The 19,372-nt window shown below is 66.3% G+C and carries 19 protein-coding genes; 8 read left to right on the forward strand and 11 right to left on the reverse strand.

Annotation, left to right across the window (positions count from 1 at the left end; genetic code table 11):
* Nucleotides 1–5: 5 nt before the first annotated feature.
* Nucleotides 6–1,529 carry an efflux transporter outer membrane subunit gene (locus QCE83_RS05175; RefSeq protein ID WP_309807990.1) on the reverse strand — a complete coding sequence of 508 codons (1,524 nt, stop codon included), beginning with the start codon at nucleotides 1,527–1,529 and terminating at the stop codon, nucleotides 6–8.
* 168 nt (nucleotides 1,530–1,697) lie between these two features.
* Between QCE83_RS05175 and QCE83_RS05180 the strand changes: the two genes are divergently transcribed.
* Together QCE83_RS05180 and QCE83_RS05185 are read left to right on the forward strand one after the other, a co-directional pair.
* Nucleotides 1,698–2,636 (forward strand): LysR family transcriptional regulator, encoded by a 939-nt coding sequence (locus QCE83_RS05180; protein ID WP_309807991.1) that lies wholly within the window; start codon nucleotides 1,698–1,700, stop codon nucleotides 2,634–2,636.
* Nucleotides 2,637–2,764: 128 nt separating this feature from the next.
* The gene (locus QCE83_RS05185; RefSeq protein ID WP_309807992.1) at nucleotides 2,765–2,929 is read left to right on the forward strand and encodes a hypothetical protein; all 165 of its coding nucleotides are present in this window, start codon (nucleotides 2,765–2,767) and stop codon (nucleotides 2,927–2,929) included.
* A 14-nt stretch (nucleotides 2,930–2,943) separates the two neighbouring features.
* Here QCE83_RS05185 and QCE83_RS05190 read toward each other — a convergent pair whose 3' ends face one another.
* The 5 genes from QCE83_RS05190 to wrbA form a co-directional block, all read right to left on the reverse strand.
* Entirely contained in the window at nucleotides 2,944–3,654 is a 711-nt protein-coding gene (locus QCE83_RS05190; RefSeq protein ID WP_309807993.1) for an SOS response-associated peptidase, read from the reverse strand.
* A 68-nt stretch (nucleotides 3,655–3,722) separates the two neighbouring features.
* Nucleotides 3,723–4,526, reverse strand: coding sequence for a metallophosphoesterase family protein (locus QCE83_RS05195; RefSeq protein ID WP_309807994.1), 804 nt, complete (start codon nucleotides 4,524–4,526; stop codon nucleotides 3,723–3,725).
* Nucleotides 4,523–5,977, reverse strand: a complete 1,455-nt coding sequence (locus tag QCE83_RS05200; RefSeq protein ID WP_309807995.1) for an FAD-binding oxidoreductase — start codon at nucleotides 5,975–5,977, stop codon at nucleotides 4,523–4,525. Before QCE83_RS05200 ends, QCE83_RS05195 begins: the two co-directional genes overlap by 4 nt.
* A 160-nt stretch (nucleotides 5,978–6,137) precedes the next feature.
* The gene (locus QCE83_RS05205) at nucleotides 6,138–6,533 is read right to left on the reverse strand and encodes a DUF2069 domain-containing protein (RefSeq protein ID WP_309807996.1); all 396 of its coding nucleotides are present in this window, start codon (nucleotides 6,531–6,533) and stop codon (nucleotides 6,138–6,140) included.
* Between the two features lie 8 nt (nucleotides 6,534–6,541).
* Nucleotides 6,542–7,159: an NAD(P)H:quinone oxidoreductase gene (gene wrbA, locus QCE83_RS05210; protein ID WP_309807997.1), complete on the reverse strand. Its 618-nt coding sequence runs from the start codon at nucleotides 7,157–7,159 to the stop codon at nucleotides 6,542–6,544.
* 140 nt (nucleotides 7,160–7,299) lie between these two features.
* On the opposite strand from wrbA, the gene QCE83_RS05215 reads away from it, so the two are divergent.
* Nucleotides 7,300–8,607, forward strand: a complete 1,308-nt coding sequence (locus QCE83_RS05215; RefSeq protein WP_404984147.1) for a YihY family inner membrane protein — start codon at nucleotides 7,300–7,302, stop codon at nucleotides 8,605–8,607.
* Nucleotides 8,608–8,620: 13 nt separating this feature from the next.
* Here the strand turns inward: QCE83_RS05215 and QCE83_RS05220 are convergent, their stop codons facing one another.
* The 3 genes from QCE83_RS05220 to QCE83_RS05230 form a co-directional block, all read right to left on the reverse strand.
* Nucleotides 8,621–8,941: an Mpo1-like protein gene (locus QCE83_RS05220; protein WP_309807999.1), complete on the reverse strand. Its 321-nt coding sequence runs from the start codon at nucleotides 8,939–8,941 to the stop codon at nucleotides 8,621–8,623.
* 124 nt (nucleotides 8,942–9,065) lie between these two features.
* Nucleotides 9,066–9,908, reverse strand: coding sequence for an alpha/beta hydrolase (locus tag QCE83_RS05225; RefSeq protein WP_309808000.1), 843 nt, complete (start codon nucleotides 9,906–9,908; stop codon nucleotides 9,066–9,068).
* The gene (locus QCE83_RS05230; protein ID WP_309808002.1) at nucleotides 9,905–11,236 is read right to left on the reverse strand and encodes an O-acetylhomoserine aminocarboxypropyltransferase; all 1,332 of its coding nucleotides are present in this window, start codon (nucleotides 11,234–11,236) and stop codon (nucleotides 9,905–9,907) included. The genes QCE83_RS05225 and QCE83_RS05230 overlap by 4 nt, the downstream gene beginning before the upstream one ends.
* A gap of 350 nt (nucleotides 11,237–11,586) precedes the next feature.
* Between QCE83_RS05230 and QCE83_RS05235 the strand changes: the two genes are divergently transcribed.
* The 3 genes from QCE83_RS05235 to aroC all read left to right on the forward strand — a co-directional run bounded on the left by QCE83_RS05235 (nucleotide 11,587) and on the right by aroC (nucleotide 15,362).
* Nucleotides 11,587–12,039, forward strand: coding sequence for a CBS domain-containing protein (locus QCE83_RS05235; RefSeq protein WP_309808003.1), 453 nt, complete (start codon nucleotides 11,587–11,589; stop codon nucleotides 12,037–12,039).
* Between the two features lie 198 nt (nucleotides 12,040–12,237).
* Nucleotides 12,238–14,178 carry an MFS transporter gene (locus tag QCE83_RS05240; RefSeq protein ID WP_309808005.1) on the forward strand — a complete coding sequence of 647 codons (1,941 nt, stop codon included), beginning with the start codon at nucleotides 12,238–12,240 and terminating at the stop codon, nucleotides 14,176–14,178.
* Nucleotides 14,179–14,255: 77 nt separating this feature from the next.
* Nucleotides 14,256–15,362: a chorismate synthase gene (aroC, locus tag QCE83_RS05245; protein WP_309808006.1), complete on the forward strand. Its 1,107-nt coding sequence runs from the start codon at nucleotides 14,256–14,258 to the stop codon at nucleotides 15,360–15,362.
* A gap of 91 nt (nucleotides 15,363–15,453) precedes the next feature.
* On the opposite strand, the gene QCE83_RS05250 is transcribed toward aroC, so the two are convergent.
* Nucleotides 15,454–17,127 (reverse strand): electron transfer flavoprotein-ubiquinone oxidoreductase, encoded by a 1,674-nt coding sequence (locus QCE83_RS05250; protein ID WP_309808007.1) that lies wholly within the window; start codon nucleotides 17,125–17,127, stop codon nucleotides 15,454–15,456.
* A 208-nt stretch (nucleotides 17,128–17,335) separates the two neighbouring features.
* Between QCE83_RS05250 and QCE83_RS05255 the strand changes: the two genes are divergently transcribed.
* Together QCE83_RS05255 and QCE83_RS05260 are read left to right on the forward strand one after the other, a co-directional pair.
* A complete protein-coding gene (locus QCE83_RS05255) occupies nucleotides 17,336–18,109 on the forward strand; it encodes an SDR family oxidoreductase (protein ID WP_309808008.1) in 774 nt (257 codons plus the stop codon).
* A gap of 59 nt (nucleotides 18,110–18,168) precedes the next feature.
* Nucleotides 18,169–18,606: a thioesterase family protein gene (locus QCE83_RS05260; protein ID WP_309808009.1), complete on the forward strand. Its 438-nt coding sequence runs from the start codon at nucleotides 18,169–18,171 to the stop codon at nucleotides 18,604–18,606.
* A 9-nt stretch (nucleotides 18,607–18,615) separates the two neighbouring features.
* On the opposite strand, the gene QCE83_RS05265 is transcribed toward QCE83_RS05260, so the two are convergent.
* Nucleotides 18,616–19,161, reverse strand: a complete 546-nt coding sequence (locus QCE83_RS05265; RefSeq protein ID WP_309808010.1) for a LuxR C-terminal-related transcriptional regulator — start codon at nucleotides 19,159–19,161, stop codon at nucleotides 18,616–18,618.
* Nucleotides 19,162–19,372: the final 211 nt, after the last annotated feature.

Raw genomic sequence — 19,372 nt, forward strand, 5'->3', positions numbered from 1 at the left:
CCGCCTCACTTCGGTGCGTGCGCGCTCAGCCGCCCGAGCGTGCTGATGTGCCGGGACGGTGCGAGCGCGGTCTGCTCCGGCCCGTTCGACGGATCGTCGAGGCCGCCGCCGAGCGCCGAGGTGAGGGTCGCATAGGCCGCGAGCCGTGCCGCGCGCACGCGCGCCTGGCCATCCTGCGCCTTGAGCAACTGCGTCTGCGCGACGAGCACGTTCAGGTAATCGGTGAGACCGCGCCGGTAGCCTTCGTTCGCGAGGTCGTAGCTCTTGCGCGCGGCGGCGACCGAGCGGCCCGAAGCGTCGAGCTGGGTGTCGAGCGAATGCACGCGCACGACCTGATCCGCGATGTCCTTCAGCGCCGCAACCAGCGTCGCGTTGTAGTGATCGACGGCTTCGTCGTATTGCGCCGATGCCGCGCCCAGTTGCGCGCGCAGGCGTCCGCCTTCGAAGATCGGCAGCGAGATGGCCGGGCCGAAGCTGTAGCCCGACGCCTTGCTCGTGAGGAAGCTCAGCAGCGCACCGCCCGCGAAGGCCTGGGTCAGCGATGCGGCCAGGTTGATGTTCGGATAGAAGCCGGCCTTCGCGACGTCGATGCCGCGCGCCTGCGCCGCCACCATCCAGCGGGCCGCGACGATATCGGGCCGGTGGCCGACGAGTTCGGCCGGCAGCGCGGAAGGCAGCGGCAAGGGCCTGGCGAGCGACAGCGCGGGGCGCGTCAGCGCTTCTCCGGCGCCCGGCCCTGCGCCCGCGAGCGCGGCCAGCTGATGACGCGCGAGTGCGATCTCTTCCTGATAGATGTCGACCTGACGCTCGTACTCGGGCAGCGGCGCTTCGGCCTGGCTGAGTTCGAGCTGCGTGCCGATGCCGCCGTTCAGACGGCGGCGCGCATGGTCGGCGATATGTTGCTGCTGTTCGAGTGTTTGCTGCGCGATGTCCAGCAGCGCGAAAGCCTGCGAGAAGCCGATGTAGGCGCGCACCACGTTGGTTTCGAGATCGAGCTGCGCGGCGCGGGCGTCGGCGGCGCGGACGTGGGCGACATCGAGCGCGCGCTCGGCGTTGTTCTCGTCGCGGCCCCACAGGTCGAGGTTGTAGGACAGCGTCAGCCCCGCCGTGTCGTCCCAGGTGGTCGTGTCCGCGTAAGGGCCGGGGCCATAGAAGTCGTTGTTGGGCCAGTTCTTGCGCGCGACGCTCATGGCGGCATCGACGTGCGGATACAGGTCCGAGCGCGCAATGCCGGCTGCTTCATGCGCCTCGCGCACGCGCGCCGCGGCCATCGCGAGCGTCGGATTGCCGCTCGTCGCGCGTTCGATCCACTGGTCGAGTTGCGGGTCCTGATAGGCGCGCCACCATTGTTCGGCGGGCCATTGGGCATCGGCGTTGGCTTGCCGGATCGCGCTGCCGGCGTCGAGCGTCGCGGCGTCGTTCAGCGAATCGTGAGGCGCGATGTTGCCGGTGCTGGCGCACCCGGAGATGATCAAGATAGTTGCAAGAACTGTGGCTGAAGCAGTCTTGCGGAATACTCGCCCTCGCACGATTCACTCCCAAATTTGATTCAAACGCTTGGAAGTGATTATATTTTTGCAGTATTTGTCGAATAACCCGCGAGGGCGCAAAGCATTTTTACGGATTATGTGATAATCGGTCTTGCGAGAAGTGCAACAATTCGTCACGTTACCAGTTTCATTGAGTCGGAAAGCGCTATGGACACGCTGCAGAACATGCGCGTATTTGTGCGGGTCGTGGAGGCGGGCAGCTTCACGGCGGCCGCGCAGCATCTCAACACGACGACCGCGTATGCGTCGCGGGCCGTTTCGGATCTCGAGGCGCATCTGCGTGCGCGTCTGTTGAATCGCACGACGCGCCGCATCGCGCTCACCGAGGCCGGCGAGCGCTACCTGCAACGCTGCGAGCAGATCCTGGCGTACGTGGACCAGGCGGAAGCCGAGGCGGGCGACGCCCATGCGCGGCCCTCCGGCAAGCTCAAGGTGCATTCGATGACGAGCTTCGGCCAGCACTACATCGTGCCGATGATCTCGCGCTACCAGGAGCGGCATCCGGCGGTGCAGGTCGATCTGACGCTGGCGCAGCGCGTGCCGGACCTGCTCGACGAAGGCTACGACGTGTCAGTCGTGCTCGCCTCCGAATTGCCCGATTCGGCGCTGGTGTCGGCGCGGCTGGGTTCGGTCTTCAACATCGCGTGCGCGTCGCCGGCCTATGTGGAGAAGCATGGCGCGCCGCATGTGCTGTCGGACCTCGTGCGCCATACCTGCCTGCATCTGATGACGCCGGTCTCGCCGCCGGACCGCTGGCTGTTCGACGGTCCGAACGGGCAGGAAACCGTGAGCCTGGGACCGTCGGTGTTCACGGTGAACGTGGCGGACGCGATGGTCGTGGCGCTGCGCGAGGGCATGGGTGTGGGCGTGCTGCCGACGTCATCCGCGCTGCCGGCCTTGCGCGCGGGCACGCTGGTGCGGGTGCTGCCGCAGTACACGATGCAGGAGTTGAACGTGTACGCGCTGTACCCGTCGCGCCAGTATCTCGACGCGAAGATCCGCACCTGGGTGGAATTCCTGCGCGAGGTCATGCCGGACACGCTCGCGGCCGATACCGATTCCCTGAAGGAGTTCGTGGTTAGCTGAGCAGAGGCGCGGCTGTTACGAAATTAGATGCGGCGCAACACTTGCTTACTCACGAAGCGTCCGCAGCTTGGTACTGTCAGCCTTTGACCACTCGCACCTTCACTCGCACCTTTTACGGGGACTCTCACATGAGTACGCCACTTCTGCTCGCCCTTGCGGCTTTGCTGCTGCTGATCGCGATTCCGGCTTCGCGCGATCTGTTCAATGCGATGCGTGCTCAATCGGAACGCAATGCACGACGCCGCCTCGTGCCGATCCGCATCGACGACGACCGCGACCCGCGCAGGCGCTGAACGGCGCTGCCCGCTCAGAGCAGCGTTTCCAGCGGCTCGATCAGGCGCGGTTCGTCGTTAGTGGCGCGGTTGACGTCGGTGGACACGCGGTGCCACGTGAAATGCGACGCCGGCACGCCATCGGTTTTGACCAGCGCGGCGAGATCCTCGGGCGTGGCGTCCGGATCCAGCCAGCGTCGCGCGGCGGCGGGCGCGAATACGAGCGGCCGGCGGTCATGGACGTCGACGAGACCTTCGTCGGCGGCCGCCGTCACGATCACGAAGCCCGCGCCCGGGACGGCGGCGTCTTCATCGCGCATGATGCTCGTGAGCGCGGCGAGGTACATGGGCTCGCCGTCGGCACGCTGGATGTAGTACGGCTGCTTGGCAGGCTTCGCGGCCGGATTGTCCGGACGCGGCTCGATGCGCCACTCGAACCAGCCATCGGCCGGGATGAGGATGCGGGCTTTCTTCCACAGATGCTTGAAATAAGCGCTCGTCGCCGCGGTTTCGACGCGCGCGTTGATGGTCTGCGGCAGCTTCTTCTGCAGCGCCCACGGCGGGCAGTATCCCCAGTGAACGGCACGGATGGACTCGTCCGGATACACGCCCAGCGGATGCGTACCCGGCGAGAGGTTATAGCCCGGACGCCGGTCGGCGGCATCCACGAGCACGAACGGATTTTTCAGATGCAGGCGTTGCGCGTAATGCATCGGCAGTCGGTACTGGCTGATTCGGCCGCACATGGCGTTCCTCCGCAGGGTCCAACAGGGTTCCGTGCTGCTTGTTGCGTTGCTGTCCTATCCGTGCCTGTTCAGATCTCGACGACCTTGTCCCACGCAAACTGCTCGTTCTCCCAGCGGCCGCTGCGCCTGCTGAAGTAGCCGCGCGGATTGCACACCACGCGCGTGCCGTCCGCTTCGTAATCGAACGAGGTATGCGTATGGCCGTGAATCCATAGCGCAACCGGCGCGCACGCGAGCGTGGGCAAGTGGTTGACGAACCCCGCCGAAACGATGTCTTCCGCGTACTGCGGCGCGAGGCTCTCGCGCCGGGGCGCATGATGCGTGACGACGATCGTCTGGCCCGCGAAGGGCTTCGCGAGCTCGGCTTCGAGCCAGCCGCGTGCCTGCTCGTGCAGCGCCAGTGAGTCGTCGGGTGCGAACGCGCGCGGCTCGCCGTCCGGCTCGGGCCACGCGAGCTGGATCGCCCCCTTATAGTCGAGCATGACTTTCGTACACGCCTCGTAGGCGCGCCCGATGTCGCTCTCGCCCGATCCGAACAGCTCGAAGTCCGTCCACAGTGTCGTGCCGAGCACGCGCCACGCGCCCCGGCGATCCACTAGCGACGCGTTGTTCAGGTAATGCACGTTGTCGACGCTGCGGGCGGCGTCCTGCATGGCCACTTCCATCGCGCCGAATTCGGCGTCGTAATACTCGTGATTGCCGGGCACGTAGATGACCGGGACATCGGAAGCGAAATTCTCGGCGGCCCAGCGCAGCCCTTCGGCGTGATTGTGGATGTCGCCGGCGAGCACGACGAGATCCGCCTGCGCGTAGGGAATGGCCAGTGGCTCGTCGCACTCCAGATGCAGGTCCGACAGCACGCGAATCTTCATGCGCCGTTCTCCTGGGCAGGCGCCGCGCCGGAGTGCACGACCTTGCCGGGATTCATCAGGTTGTCGGGATCGAGCGCGGCCTTGAGCGCCTGCATGAGGCGCACCTCGACCGGCGACTTGTAATGCATGGCTTCCTCGGCTTTCAGCTGGCCGAGACCGTGCTCGGCGCTGATGCTGCCGCGATGGGCATGCACCTGATCGTAGACGAGCGCGTTGATCTGCGTTTCGCATTCGGCCAGGAAGGTCTTTTCGTCGACGCCTTCGGGCGCCTGCACGTTGTAGTGCAGATTGCCGTCGCCGAGGTGCCCGAAGGTCACCATGCGCGCGCCGGGTACGGCTTTCGCGATGATCGCGTCGGTTTCCTCGATGAAGCGGCCGATGCCCGAGATGGGCACCGCGATGTCATGCTTGATGTTCAGGCCTTCCTCGGCCTGTGCAAGCGGAATGTGTTCACGCAGCGACCAGAACGCCTGCGACTGCGCGAGGTTCTCGGCCACCACCGCATCTTCCACGATGCCTTGCTCCAGCGCTTCTTCCATCAGCCGCTCGAAGAGGGCGCGGGCGTGCGCTTCGCTTTCGCTGTCCGAGAATTCGAGCAGCACCGTCTGTGCATGTGTGGCCTCGAACGGATAGCGCAGCTGCGGGAAATGCCGGCCGACCAGGCGCATGCAGAAGTCCGACATGAGTTCGAAGCCGGTCAGCAGCGCGCCCGCGTGATGCTGCGCCAGCGAGAGGAAGTCGAGCGCGGCCTGCGCGGACGCCAGACCGGCGAGAGCCGTGACCTTCGCGACCGGCGCGGGGTGCAGCTTCATGACGGCGGCCGTGATGATGCCGAGCGTGCCTTCCGCACCGATGTAGAGATCGCGCAGGTCGTAGCCGGTGTTGTCCTTGCGCAGCCCGCGCAGGCCGTCCCAGATCTCGCCCTGCGGCGTGACCACTTCGAGCCCGAGGCACAGTTCGCGCGTGTTGCCGTAGCGCAGCACGCCGGTGCCGCCGGCATTGGTCGCAAGATTGCCGCCGATCGTGCAGCTGCCCTCGGCGGCCAGACTCAACGGGAACAGACGCTGCGCCGCTTGCGCGCGCGCCTGGATGTCGGCGAGCACGACGCCTGCTTCGACGGTGATCGTGTTGTTGTGCGGGTCGATGCCGCGCACGCGGTTCAGCCGCTTCAGGCTCAGCACGGCCTGTGCGCCGCTGTTGTCCGGCGTGGCGCCGCCGGCCAGGCCGGTGTTGCCGCCTTGCGGGACGATGGCGATGCGGTATTCACGCGCCAGCCGCACGACGCCGGCCACCTGTTCGGTGTTCGCGGGCAGCAGCACGGCGCACGCGTCGCCGCGATAGCGCTTGCGCCAGTCGACGAGATACGGCTCGGTGTCGTGGGTCTCGGTCAGGACGTGCGAGTTGCCGAGCAGTTCGGCGCAGGCAGAAACGAAAGCTTGGGTGGCGGTCATGAACGATTGGGCAGGAAAGGGGTTCAGGCGTAGTGCAGAGTATCGCGCAGGGCGGCGCCGCGCGAACCTCGGCCGAATGGCATAGGCACGCACAGTGCGCCGGGAATCGTGCTACAAAGCATCACGTCGAAGCGATGCAGGCGTGGGAAAAGCGCACGGCTCAGCGTTTCTTCGCACGCGCATCCAGCTTCGCCGCACGCTTGAATGGCGCGACATACGCCAGCGCGAAGCCGAAAAAGGCGGCTGCAAGCAGCGCTTCGAGCCAGCCCAGCGACGCGGACAGGCCCGCATCCGTCATGCCGCGCACCACGCCCTCGGCGAGATAGAGCAGGACGAGCATCGCGGCCCACTGCAGCGTGTAGAGGCTCTTGCGCGCCACGCCCGGCAGCGCGCACGCGAGCGGCACGGCTTTCAGCGCGAGCGCCCAGGCGCCTGGCCGCACCGGTGCGAGCCAGAGTTCCCAGAGCAGCGCCAGCACGATCAGCGCAAGCAGGCTCGCAAGCGCACCGCGGGCGTAGGCAGGGTGGGGGCGGCAAACGGCGGCGGGTGCGTTCATCGTCTGCGTCAGGCTGCTTGCGCGCCGCGTTGGACATTGAGCGCCGTGCGGGCGAGCCGTGCGCCGAGCGCGATGGCGAGCGCCTTTTCGTCGGCGGTGATGCCGTGGCTGGCGGAGTCGCTGCCGAGGCGCGCGTGATGCGACGCGCCATAAGGCGTGCCGCCGCTCTGGGTCGTGGAGAGACGCGACTCCGTGTACGGAATGCCCAGGATCAGCATGCCGTGATGCAGCAGCGGCAGCATCATCGAAAGCAGGGTGCTTTCCTGGCCGCCGTGCAGGCTGCCGGTCGAGGTGAACACGCAGGCAGGTTTGTCCGCGAGCGCGCCCGAGAGCCATTGCGGCGTGGTGCCGTCGAGAAAATACTTGAGCGGCGCGGCCATGTTGCCGAAGCGCGTCGGCGAACCCAGCGCCAGGCCCGCGCATTCTTCGAGATCGCGCAATTCGGCGTAGGGCGGACCGTCGGCGGGAATGTCGGGCTGGGTCGCTTCGCAGACCGCGGATACCGGCGGCACCGTGCGCACGCGCGCCTGCATGCCGGGAACGCTGTCGACGCCCTGGGCGATGGCGAGCGCAAGCTCGCGGGTCGCGCCATGGCGGCTGTAATAAAGCACGAGGATGTCGTTCATAAGGCTTTTTAGTGAACGGCTATTATAGGTTTTGAGCTGGTTTCCGGGGCGTGCGCCCTTTCGGTCATGCGGGCATGGGGCAAGGCGGGCATGGCCCGCCGCAATTGCGTACGCCGGAAATCACGACGAGGAGAATGCCTTTGCAGTCACTTTCCATCGATCTCGCCGCGGTCAGGCGTCTCGCCAGCTTCGTGGCGCGCCGCATCGGCGAAGACCGCGTCGCGCAGGTGGCGGGCAGCCTGACGTTCACGAGCGTGCTGTCGCTGGTGCCGCTCGCCACGGTCGCGTTCGCGCTGTTCACCGCGTTTCCGATCTTCGGCTCGTTCCAGGCTTCGTTGCAGGACTTCCTGGCGGTCCACCTGATGCCGCCGCAGATCAACGACCAGATCTTCAAATACCTGAACCAGTTCGCGGCGAAGGCGAAGGGGCTCACGACCGTCGGCATGATCATCCTGTTCGTGACCGCCGTGATGACGATGATGACCGTCGAATCCGCGTTCAACGTCATCTGGCGCGTGCGCAAGGCGCGTCCCTTTGCGCAGCGCGTGCTGGTCTACTGGTCGATCATCACGCTCGGCCCCATCCTGTTCGGCTGCAGCCTGTCCATCTCGTCCTATGTGTTCGCGCATTCGGTCGCCTTCGCGGGCTCGCACAACCTGATGCCGCCGGTCATCGAATGGGCGCTGACCGGCGTGTCGCTGCCGCTGACGGTGGTCGCGTTCACGCTCATCTACGTGTTCATGCCGAACTGCAAGGTGGAATGGCGCGATGCGCTGGTCGGCGGGCTGATCGCGGCGGTGGCGTTCGAGCTCGGCAAGCGCGGTTTCGGCTCCTACGTGCGGCGCATTCCCACTTACACCGCCGTCTACGGCGCCTTCGCCGCGTTGCCGGTGTTCCTGCTGTGGGTCTATCTGTGCTGGATGATCGCGCTGGTCGGCGCCATGGTGACGTCCGCGCTGCCCGCCATTCGCACCGGGCAATATCACCGGCGCGATTTTCCCGGCAGCGACCTGCTGGACGCGCTCGAGATCCTGGCGCGACTGGTGGAGGCGCGCGTCGAAGGCAAGCCCGGCTACACGGCGCTGCAACTTTCGACGATGGCGCGCTGCGACCTCGATACCTCGAACCGGCTCATCGCCCGGCTCGACGCGCTTGGCTGGATCGGCCGGCTGGAGGACGCACGTCAGCCGCGTTACGTGCTCATCGCGAATCCGAACCAGATGACCGTGACGATGCTGTTCGACCAGTTCGTGATCGATCGCGCGGAACTCGAATATCAGCTGAAGCTCGATGCCGCGCAGGTGGATTGCGCCGCGCTCATGAACGCGCTCGAAAACGACGGGCTGGACATCACGGTGGGCTCGCTGATCGCCGCGCGCGCCTCGGCGCTCACCGACGCGCGCCTGCGCGAGCCGCCGCCTTCCGCGCTGCCCCGGCAGACGGCATGAATTGCATGAGCCGTCAGAGCGAAATCCTGCCGATGCAGATGTCCTTGAACATCACCCAGTCGCCCATCAGGCTGTAGATCGGGTGGCGAAACGTGGCCGGCCGGTTTTTTTCGAAGAAGAAGTGGCCGATCCACGCGAAGCCATAGCCGCAGACCACGGCGGCCGGCAGCCAGAGCCAGTCGCCGGTGGCGATCGCCATGGCGAGACAGCCGATCACGCCGAGCGAACCGATGAAATGCAGCCGGCGCGAAACGAGATTGCGATGCTCCTCGATATAGAACGGATAGAACTGGGCGAAGTTCGCGAAATGATCCCCGTGTGCGGCGTGCGCCATGACGGCCTCCCTGTCATGCTTGGCTGATGTGCTGAGGCGCGTGGCGCGCCGGCTTTCCGACACCAGCAAGATTCATTCTGCGGCGGCGGCAGGCGCGGCGCAAGCGGGGGTTCCGGGGGGCGTTTCAAGCGGGCGGGCGAGCGCCGCGTGCGCAATCGAGCGCGAATGCAAACAGGGCGTCGAGCGTCGCGTCCGGCTGTTCGGTCATCATGGCGTGACCCGCGTCCAGTTCCACTGTCTGCACCGTCGCGCCAGCCTTTCTCAAGGCCTCGACGACCGGACGCGACGCACGCGGCGGCGTCATGACGTCGCGGCGGCCGCTCAGCACGCACACCGGACAGCGCACTGCGGCGGCGCGTTCGAGCGCCTCCGCGTAGGCATTGCAGGCGCTGAAGTCGGTATGGAAGAGCAAGGGCTCGCCCAGCAGGCTCACGCGTTCCATCAGCCGCCGGTTCGCGCCGTGCAGCCAGAAGCCGGGCGCGGGGCTCGAAGGCTTCGCGGCAAGCGTCGAATGCGACCACTGGTTGACCATCTCGATGGCCTCCGGCTCGTGCTCGCGGGCCGCGTCGAGCAGTGTCGCGGAGACGGTCATCGGCGCGGCGGTCGCGAGCAGCGCGAGACCCAGCGCACGCTCGGGATGGCGCGCGGCGGCGTCGAGCGCGATCAGCGACCCCATGCTGTGGCCGGCGAAGACCGCCTGCCGTACGCCGGCCGCGTCGAGCAGGCCGATCACCCAGTCGGCCAGCGCGCCAATGCTGGACAGCGGCGCGCCGGCGCTGCGTCCATGTCCCGGAAGATCGAGCGCGAGCACGCCGAAGCCGTGATGCGCGAAATAGCGCGTCTGCAACGCCCACACGCTGTGATCGTGCTCCGCGCCGTGGATGAACACGACGGTAGGGCGCGCGGCGTCGAACGCTTTGCCGCCGGTATAGGCGTAGGCGGCGCGGCCGTGATGATCGAGCATCATGCGCGGCTCCCGAGCGGCGCGGCGGCGCCGTTGCTGACGTGCTCGGCGGCCTTTTGCGCCGCCTTGAGCCCGCGCTTCAGGTCATCGATCAGGTCGTCTGGATCCTCCAGGCCGATCGACAGGCGGATGCGCCCCGGCCCGATGCCCGCCGCGGCGAGCGCGGCGGCGTCCATGCGGAAATGGGTGGTGGAGGCGGGATGGATGACGAGCGAGCGTGCATCGCCGACATTCGCGAGATGCGAGAACAGCGTGAGCGTCTCGATGAAGCTGCGCGCCGCCGGCACGCCGCCCTTGAGGTCGAAGCTGAACACCGCGCCCGCGCCGCGCGGCAGCAGGCGCTGGGCGAGCGCGTGGTCGCGGTGGGTCGGCAGTTCGGGATAGGCCACGCCCTCGACCGCCGCGGAACCCAGCAGGAATTCGATTACCTTGCGCGTGTTCGCGACATGCCGGTCCATGCGCAACGGCAAGGTTTCGATGCCTTGCAACAGTTGCCACGCGGCTTGCGGATGCAGACAGGCGCCAAAGTCGCGTAGACCTTCGCGGCGGGCGCGCAGCAGAAACGGCGCGACGGTGCTTTCCTCGGCGAACACCATGCCGTGAAAGCCGTCGTAAGGCTCGGTGAATTCGGGGAAGCGGCCGTTGGCGAAGTCGAAGGTGCCGCCGTCGACCAGCACGCCGCCGATGGTCGTCCCGTGGCCGCCGAGGAACTTGGTCGCCGAGTGGTAGACGAGGTCCGCGCCGTGCTCGAAAGGTCGCAGCAAATACGGCGTCGTGAAAGTGGAATCGACCAGCAGCGGCGCGCCATGCGCATGGGCGATGTCCGCGACGCCCGCGATATCGAGCACGTCGAGGCCCGGATTGCCGAGCGTCTCGCCGAAGAACAGGCGTGTTTCGGGCCGCGCGGCCGCGCGCCAGGCGTCGAGATCGTGCGGCGCGACGAAGGTGGTGTCGATGCCGAAACGCCGCAACGTGTAATGCAGCAGATTGTGCGAGCCGCCGTAGAGCGCACTCGACGCGACCACATGCGAGCCCGCGCCCATCAGCGTGGCGATCGCGAGATGCAGCGCGGCCTGGCCGCTCGCGGTGCCGATCGCGCCGACACCGCCTTCGAGCGCCGCGACCCTTTCCTCGAACACCGCGACGGTCGGGTTCGAGATGCGCGAGTAGACGTGCCCGGAGCGCTCCATGTTGAAGAGCGCGGCGGCGTGATCGCTGTCGCGGAAGGTGAACGAGGTGGTCTGATAAATGGGCGTCGCGCGGGCGCCGGTGGCGGGGTCGGGCGCGGCGCCCGCGTGCAGCGCGAGCGTGTCGAAACGGTTGGCTGGCATCGTGGACGGCCGGCGCGCAGGGTGCCGGCGGGCGGCGAACAAGGGCCGATCATCGTAACATCGAGGCTGGGCGTTCAAACTTAGGGCGAACATCAGGGCTAAGGTCAGCATTAAGCCACGCCAGAATGCATGCTCCGAAGCAGGCACTCGAAACCGCGCAAAGCCTTGTCCATCCGGCCAGTGCGGGCGTTTCCCGGGCCGTTCGCCTTTTCTTTTGCGAGCCTTTCCGATAGCATCGATCCATCTTTGCCACCCCGTTCGCGCCGCGGCTGCACGCCGCGGGCAACGCCGGCGGCGTCAACGTTTCAGGCTGCAACCGGCATCGTGCGGCCATTCGCGAGGAGACAACCATGCGAGTCAGCGACATTCTCAAGGTGAAGGGCAACACCCTTTTCACCGTCACACCGGACACCCCGCTCGGCGAGGCCGTCGACACCATGGCGGCGCATGACATCGGCTCGCTGGTGGTCATGGAGTACGGCGACCTGGTCGGCATGCTGACCTTCCGCGAAATCATCGTGACCTTGCGCGACAACGGCGGCTCGGTGGGCACGTCCACCATCCGCAAGATCATGGACGACCATCCGCTCACCTGCACGCCGGAAACCGACGTGAACGAAGTACGCCGCATGATGCTCGAGCATCACGTGCGCTATCTCCCGGTCATGGAAAAGCGTCAGCTGATGGGCGTGATCTCGTTCTATGACGTCGCGAAGGCGGTGGTGGAGGAGCAGGGCTTCGAGAACCGCATGCTGAAGGCCTATATCCGCGACTGGCCCGAGCAGCAGGAAGAGGCGCGCTGAGCGCGTCATATTCATTGCCGCGGAGCTTCGCAATCGAACATGATCTGGCTCGGGCTGTTTGAGCAGCTTGCCTGAAGCCCGCGCCCCCCGAAGCGCGCCCGACCGGCGCGCTTTTTTTCGCCTGGCCCGGCAATCCGTCTGGCTTCAACGACTTCCATTCGGGCGCGCCCGACACCCAATCTCACCCTCCCGCAAGACATGAGCGACCATCCGCCGCGCGCCCGAGAGCGCGACTCCCGACGTGCGCATGCAGCCGGCGAAAGCCAGTTCCGCCTGCTGCGCGAGCGCCGTTTCGCACCGTTTTTCTGGACGCAGTTCCTGGGCGCGATGAACGACAACGTCTTCAAGGTCGGCTTCACGTCGCTCGTGACCTTCCAGGCGGCGCGCTTTTCCGGCGTCGATCCGAAGACGGCCGCGTTCCTGATTTCCGCCATCTTCATCGTGCCGTTCGTGCTGTTCTCGGCCACCTCCGGCCAGATCGCCGACAAGTACGACAAGGCCGTGCTCGCGCGCCTCGTGAAGAGCTTTGAGATCGTCGTGATGCTGATCGGCGGCGCGGGCTTCCTGTGGCACAGCGCGCCGCTGCTGTACACCTGTACCTTCCTCATGGGCGTGCATTCCACCGTGTTCGGTCCGGTGAAATACGCCTATCTGCCGCAGCATCTCGACGCGCATGAACTGGTCGGCGGCAACGGGCTGGTCGAGATGGGCACCTTCGTCGCCATCCTGTTCGGCACGATCATCGGCGGCGCGGCAGCGGGCGCGTCCGAACACGGCGCGCTGCTGCTCGCCTGCGCCTGCTTTGCGTTCGCGCTGATCGGACGAGTGGCGGCCGCGTTCGTGCCGGCATCGGCGCCGTCGCAATCCGGGCTGCGCATCAACTGGAATCCGTTCTCGGAAACCTGGCGCAACCTGCGGCTCGCGAAATCCGACCGCACCGTGTTCCTGAGCCTGCTCGGCATCTCCTGGCTGTGGTTCGTCGGCGCGACCTTCCTGACCTCGTTCTTCAATTTCGCCAAGGACGTGCTGTCCGCCGATCCCGATGTCGTGACCGTCCTGCTCGCGACGTTTTCCCTGGGCATCGGCACGGGTTCGCTGCTGTGCGAGCGCCTGTCGAAACGGCGCGTGGAGATCGGACTCGTGCCGCTCGGGTCCATCGGCATCAGCGTCTTCGCGGTCGACCTGTTCTTCGCCAGCCACCGGATGATGCCGGCGGAACATCTGCTCGGCGTCGGCGAGTTCCTGCTCGCGCTGCCGCACTGGCGGATTCTCGCGGACCTGTTCCTGCTCGCGATGTTCGGCGGCTTCTACAGCGTGCCGCTCTACGCGCTGATCCAGGCGCGCAGTCAGCCGACGCACCGCGCGCGCATCATTGCGGCCAATAACATCCTCAATTCGTTCTTCATGATCGTGTCGGCGCTGATGGCGCTTGCGCTCACGTCTTTCGGCGTCGGCATTCCGGGGCTGTTCCTGGCCACGGCGCTGCTGAATGTGGTTGTCGCCGTGTACATCTATTCGCTCGTGCCGGAGTTCCTGCTGCGCTTCATCGCGTGGCTGCTGGTGCATACGTTCTATCGCATTCGTCTGGTCGATGCAGAGCGCATTCCCGCCCATGGTGCGGCCGTGCTGGTGTGCAACCACGTGAGTTTCGTGGACGCCGTGGTGATCATGGCCGAAAGTCCCCGGCCGATCCGCTTCGTCATGGACCATCGCATCTTCCGCACGCCGCTGTTCGGCTGGATGTTCCGCCACGTGAAGGCCATTCCGATCGCGCCCGCTCACGAGGATGCCGCCATGCTCGAACGCGCCTACGATGCATGCGCCCAGGCGCTGGAAGAGGGCGATCTGGTCTGCATCTTCCCGGAAGGCAAGCTCACGCGCACCGGCGAGCTGAATCCGTTCCGGCATGGCATCGCCGAAATCCTGCGGCGCCATCCGGCGCCGGTCGTGCCGATGGCGCTGCGCGGCCTGTGGGGCAGCGTGTTCTCGCGTCACGAAGACGCGCAATGGCCGCGGCCGATCCGGCGCGGCGCGATGACGCGGCTGACGCTCGCGGTGGGCGAGCCCATCGCGCCCGAGGATGCGACGCCGCAACATCTGCAGGAGGTGGTGTCCGCCTTGCGCGGGGCGCGCCGCTAGGGCGCGCCTGCGGGTGGCACTGGGCGGCGCTGGCATAATAGCGGTTTCCCCCGACACTTTTTTCTCAGGTCGCGCTCATGTCCGGCAATACCCTTGGCACGCTCTTCACCGTCACGAACTTCGGCGAGTCGCATGGTCCGGCGATCGGCTGCGTGATCGACGGCTGCCCGCCCGGCATGGCGCTCACCGAAGCCGACATCCAGATCGAACTCGATCGCCGCCGTCCCGGCACGTCGCGGCACGTGACGCAGCGTCAGGAGGCGGATCGGGTCGAGATTCTCTCCGGCGTGTTCGAGGGCGTGACCACGGGCACGCCCATCGCGCTTCTGATCCGCAATACCGACCAGCGCAGCAAGGACTACGGCAATATCGCGCAGAGCTTCCGTCCCGGTCATGCGGACTACACGTACCTGCAGAAATACGGCGTGCGCGACTATCGGGGCGGCGGCCGTTCGTCGGCGCGTCTGACCGCGCCGACCGTGGCCGCGGGCGCGGTCGCGAAGAAATGGCTGCGCGAGAAATTCGGTCTCGAAACGCGCGGCTGCATGAGCGCGCTGGGCGAAGTGGCGATTCCGTTCGAAAGCTGGGACCACGTGCGGGAGAACCCGTTTTTCTCGCCGAACGCGCAGATCGTGCCGCAGCTCGAGGAATACATGGACAACCTGCGTCGCGACGGCGATTCGGTCGGCGCGCGCATCGAGGTGGTGGCGAGCGGCGTGCCAGTGGGTCTCGGCGAGCCGTTGTACGACCGGCTCGACGCGGACATCGCCCACGCGATGATGGGCCTCAATGCCGTGAAGGCCGTGGAGATCGGCGCGGGCTTCGCGAGCGTCGCGCAACGCGGCTCGCAGCACGGCGACGAGATGTCGCCCGAAGGCTTCGCCACCAACAACGCCGGCGGCATTCTCGGCGGGATTTCGAGCGGGCAGGACATCACGGTGTCCATCGCGATCAAGCCGACGTCGAGCATCCGCACGCCGCGCCAGTCCATCGACACGGACGGCGCGCCCGCCACCGTCGAAACCTTCGGCCGTCATGATCCGTGCGTCGGCATCCGCGCCACGCCGATCGCCGAAGCGCTGCTCGCGCTGGTGCTGATGGACCACGCACTGCGGCATCGCGCGCAATGCGGCGACGTCGTCGTGGGCACGCCGAAGATCGCGGCCCAGGCGCCGTCGAAGTAGGCGGCGCGCGCCAACCTGAAATGAGAAACGGGCGCCATGGCGCCCGTTTTTTATCGCTCGGACGATGCCGCCGGAACCCGGCCGCACGCCCTCACATGTTCGGATAGTTCGGGCCGCCGCCGCCTTCCGGCGTGACCCACACGATGTTCTGCGTCGGATCCTTGATGTCGCACGTCTTGCAGTGCACGCAGTTCTGCGCGTTGATCTGCAGGCGCTCGTTGCCGTCGTCGCCCTTCACGAATTCATACACGGCCGCCGGACAGTAGCGGCTTTCCGGGCCCGCATAGGTGCGCAGGTTGACATCGACCGGCACCTTCGGGTCCTTGAGCGTCAGGTGCGCCGGCTGGTTTTCCTCGTGATTCGTGTTCGAGATGAACACGGACGAGAGCCGGTCGAAGGTGAGCTTGCCGTCGGGTTTCGGATAGACGATCGGCTTGCACTGCGAAGCCGGCTTCAGCATCTCGTGATCCCAGTGCTGATGGTGCAGCGTCCAGGGCACGTTGCCGCCCATCACCTTCTGCTCCAGGCCCACCATGAAGGTGCCGAGGTACAGGCCCTTGCTCATCCACTGCTTGAAATTGCGCGCTCGATACAGCTCCGTCTTGAGCCACGAGCTGTCGAACGCTTCCGGATAGGCCGTGAGCTCGTCGTTCTGGCGGCCGGCCTGCACGGCGTCGAACGCGGCTTCGGCGGCCATCTTGCCGGACTTGATCGCCGCGTGGCTGCCCTTGATGCGCGAGGCGTTCAGGAAGCCGGCGTCGTCGCCCGCCAGCGCGCCGCCCGGGAAGCTCAGCTTCGGCAGCGACATCAGCCCGCCCGCCGTGATCGCGCGCGCGCCGTAGGAAATGCGCTTGCCGCCTTCGAGGAACGCGCGGATCGACGGATGCGTCTTGTAGCGCTGGAATTCCTCGAACGGCGACAGATACGGATTCGAATACCCCAGCCCGACGACGAAGCCCACCACCACCTGGTTGTTGTCCATGTGATAGAGGAACGAGCCGCCGTACGTATCAGGCTCGAGCGGCCAGCCGGCCGTGTGGATCACCAGGCCGGGCTTGTGCTTGACCGGATCGATCTCCCACAGCTCCTTGATGCCGATGCCGTACACCTGCGGATCGGCATTGCGGTTCAGCTTGTACTTGTCGATCAGCTGGCGGCCGAGGTGCCCGCGCGCGCCTTCGCAGAACAGCGTGTACTTCGCGTGCAACTCCATGCCGAGCTGGAAGTTTTCGGTCGGCTGGCCGTCCTTGCCGACGCCCATGTTGCCCGTGACCACGCCGCGCACCGAACCGTCTTCCGCATACAGCACTTCGGCTGCCGGAAAGCCCGGGAAAATCTCGACGCCCAGCGCCTCGGCCTGCTGGCCCAGCCAGCGCGTGACGTTGGCGAGCGAAATCACATAGTTGCCGTGATTCTTGAAGTTGTCGGGAAGCAGCCAGTTCGGCACCTGCTTCGCGTCGCTCTGCGACAGGAACAGGAAGCGGTCCTCGGTCACCTCGACGTCGAGCGGCGCGCCTTTTTCCTTCCAGTCGGGAATCAGTTCAGAGAGTCCGCGCGGGTCCATCACCGCGCCCGACAGGATGTGCGCGCCGACCTCGGAGCCTTTCTCCAGCACGCACACGCCGATCTCGACGCCTTTTTCTTCCGCCAGTTGCTTCAACCGGATGGCCGCCGACAAACCGGCTGGCCCACCGCCGACGATCACGACGTCGTATTCCATCGATTCGCGGGGACCGTACTGCTCGATGAGGCTCGCCGGGGTCATCAATGCTCCTCTGTACTTTAGAATGCCCTTTCGGGTTCGGGGATCGCGTATTGTCGGGGAAGCTCAGGCAGCCCGCAACCGATGCTCGTCATATTCGCACGAACGTACTATTATGGCGGCGCCTGTGCCATCGGTGCCGACGCTGATGGCTTGCGGCGCGCGCCCGGTGCGCCGTCGAGGCTGAATCCACCCTGGAAAAGGAAGCACAATGGGCCGTTCGATCAACCTGGAAGGCAAGGTCGCGCTGATTACCGGCGCGTCCAGTGGTTTGGGCAAACGTTTCGCGCAGGTGCTGTCGCAGGCGGGCGCCAAGGTGGTGCTCGCGAGCCGCCGCACGGAGCGGCTGAAGGAATTGCGCGCGGAGATCGAGGCGTCGGGCGGCGCGGCCCACGTGGTCTCGCTCGACGTGACGGATTACCAAAGCGTCAAGTCCGCCGTGGCGCATGCCGAGACGGAAGCCGGCACCATCGACATCCTGGTGAACAACTCGGGCGTCTCCACTACGCAGAAACTCACCGACGTCACGCCCGCCGACTTCGAATTCGTGTTCGGCACGAATGTGCGCGGCGCGTTCTTCGTCGCGCAGGAAGTGGCCAAGCGCATGATCATGCGCGGCAACGGCGCCGCGAAACCGGCTTACCGGATCATCAACATCGCCTCGGTGGCGGGGCTGCGGGTGTTTCCGCAGATCGGCGTCTACTCGATGAGCAAGGCCGCTGTCGTGCAGATGACGAAGTCGATGGCGCTCGAATGGGGCCGCCACGGCATCAACGTCAACGCCATCTGCCCGGGTTATATCGACACCGAGATCAACCACCACCACTGGAAGACCGAGCAGGGGCAAAAGCTCATGTCGATGCTGCCGCGCCGGCGCGTCGGCACGCCGAACGATCTCGACGGCCTGCTGCTCCTGCTGGCCGCCGACGAATCGCAGTTCATGAACGGCGCCGTGATTTCGGCGGACGACGGTTTTTCGGTCTGAGCGCGGCGCTTCCACTTTCAGTCATACACGCCGTCATACGGCAACAGGTAACGCAGTCAATGAGCAGCGAGCAGACCTTCCACACCGTCATCGAATTACCCATGCCGATCCGCTGGGGCGACATGGACGCCTTCGGGCACGTCAACAACACCGTCTATTTCCGCTACATGGAGCAGGTGCGGATTTCCTGGTTCGAGCAGCTCGGCATCGTGGGCGGCCACGGCGCGGGGCAGGGGCCGGTGATCGTGAACGCATCGATGGAATTTCTCAGGCAGCTGCACTATCCCGGCGACGTGATCGGCCGGATGTCGGTCGGCCAGCCGGGACGCAGCAGCTTCGACACGCATTTCGAGCTGGTGCGCGCCGATGCGCCCGACACGCTGGTCGCGCGCGGCGCGGCGAAGATCGTGTGGATCGAATACGCCGCGGGCAAGTCGGCGCCGCTGCCGGACGCGCTGCGCCGCGTGATCGAGACGGGCGCGTCCGTCGCGCTGTGAGTCCGTGGGTCAGGTGCCGAGCAGCCGCTGCAGCAGTTCGGTGGCGTTGCCGGTGTCGTATTTGCGCATGAGGCGCGCGCGATAGATGTCGACGGTGCGCGGGCTGATGTCGAGCACGCGGCCGATCTGCTTGCTGGTCTTGCCCGTCACGAGCTGCGCGGCGATTTCGCGCTCGCGCGGCGTCAGTTCGATGGCGACCCGCCGCGTCGCGCTCAGGTCCTCGAAGGTCCAGACGCCTGCTGCGTGCGGCGTGGCGCGGTCGAGCGCGCGGCCGGTCACGTGGCACCAGAAGAGTTCGCCATTGTTGCGCTTCATGATGCGGTCGTCGCTGTAGGTGCCTTCCTTGCTGATGTGCGCGGCGATCCGCTCGCCGATCCGCGCGAACTCGTCCGGCGACGGATACAGCACCTCGAACGACTGGCCGATGAGCGCCTCGCGCGCAAAGCCGAAGATCGCGCAGAGCTGCACGTTGCAGTCCTCGATCGCGCGCTCGCGCGAGAGCACGAGCCCGACGGGCGCGAGATGAAACGCGGTTTGATAGTCCAGTGCAGGCATGTGATCCGGGCGCCCGGGCGCTTGGCGCGGCGCGGCTGACGGGGCCGGGAACCAAACGCGCGCGGGCAATGACTTATGTATTTTTGCGTATTGTGCCGGATCAGCCGGGCAGCGTACTCTTTCGCCACGCTTCTGCCTCGCCAGCAGGCCGTCCGCGCGTCGATGACAGCGTCGTGACGGTTCACAAGCCGACGGATCAAGGCCGGTGCAA

It is taken from the genome of Caballeronia sp. LZ034LL (assembly GCF_031451215.1).
In the GTDB taxonomy this organism is placed as follows: Bacteria; Pseudomonadota; Gammaproteobacteria; order Burkholderiales; family Burkholderiaceae; genus Caballeronia.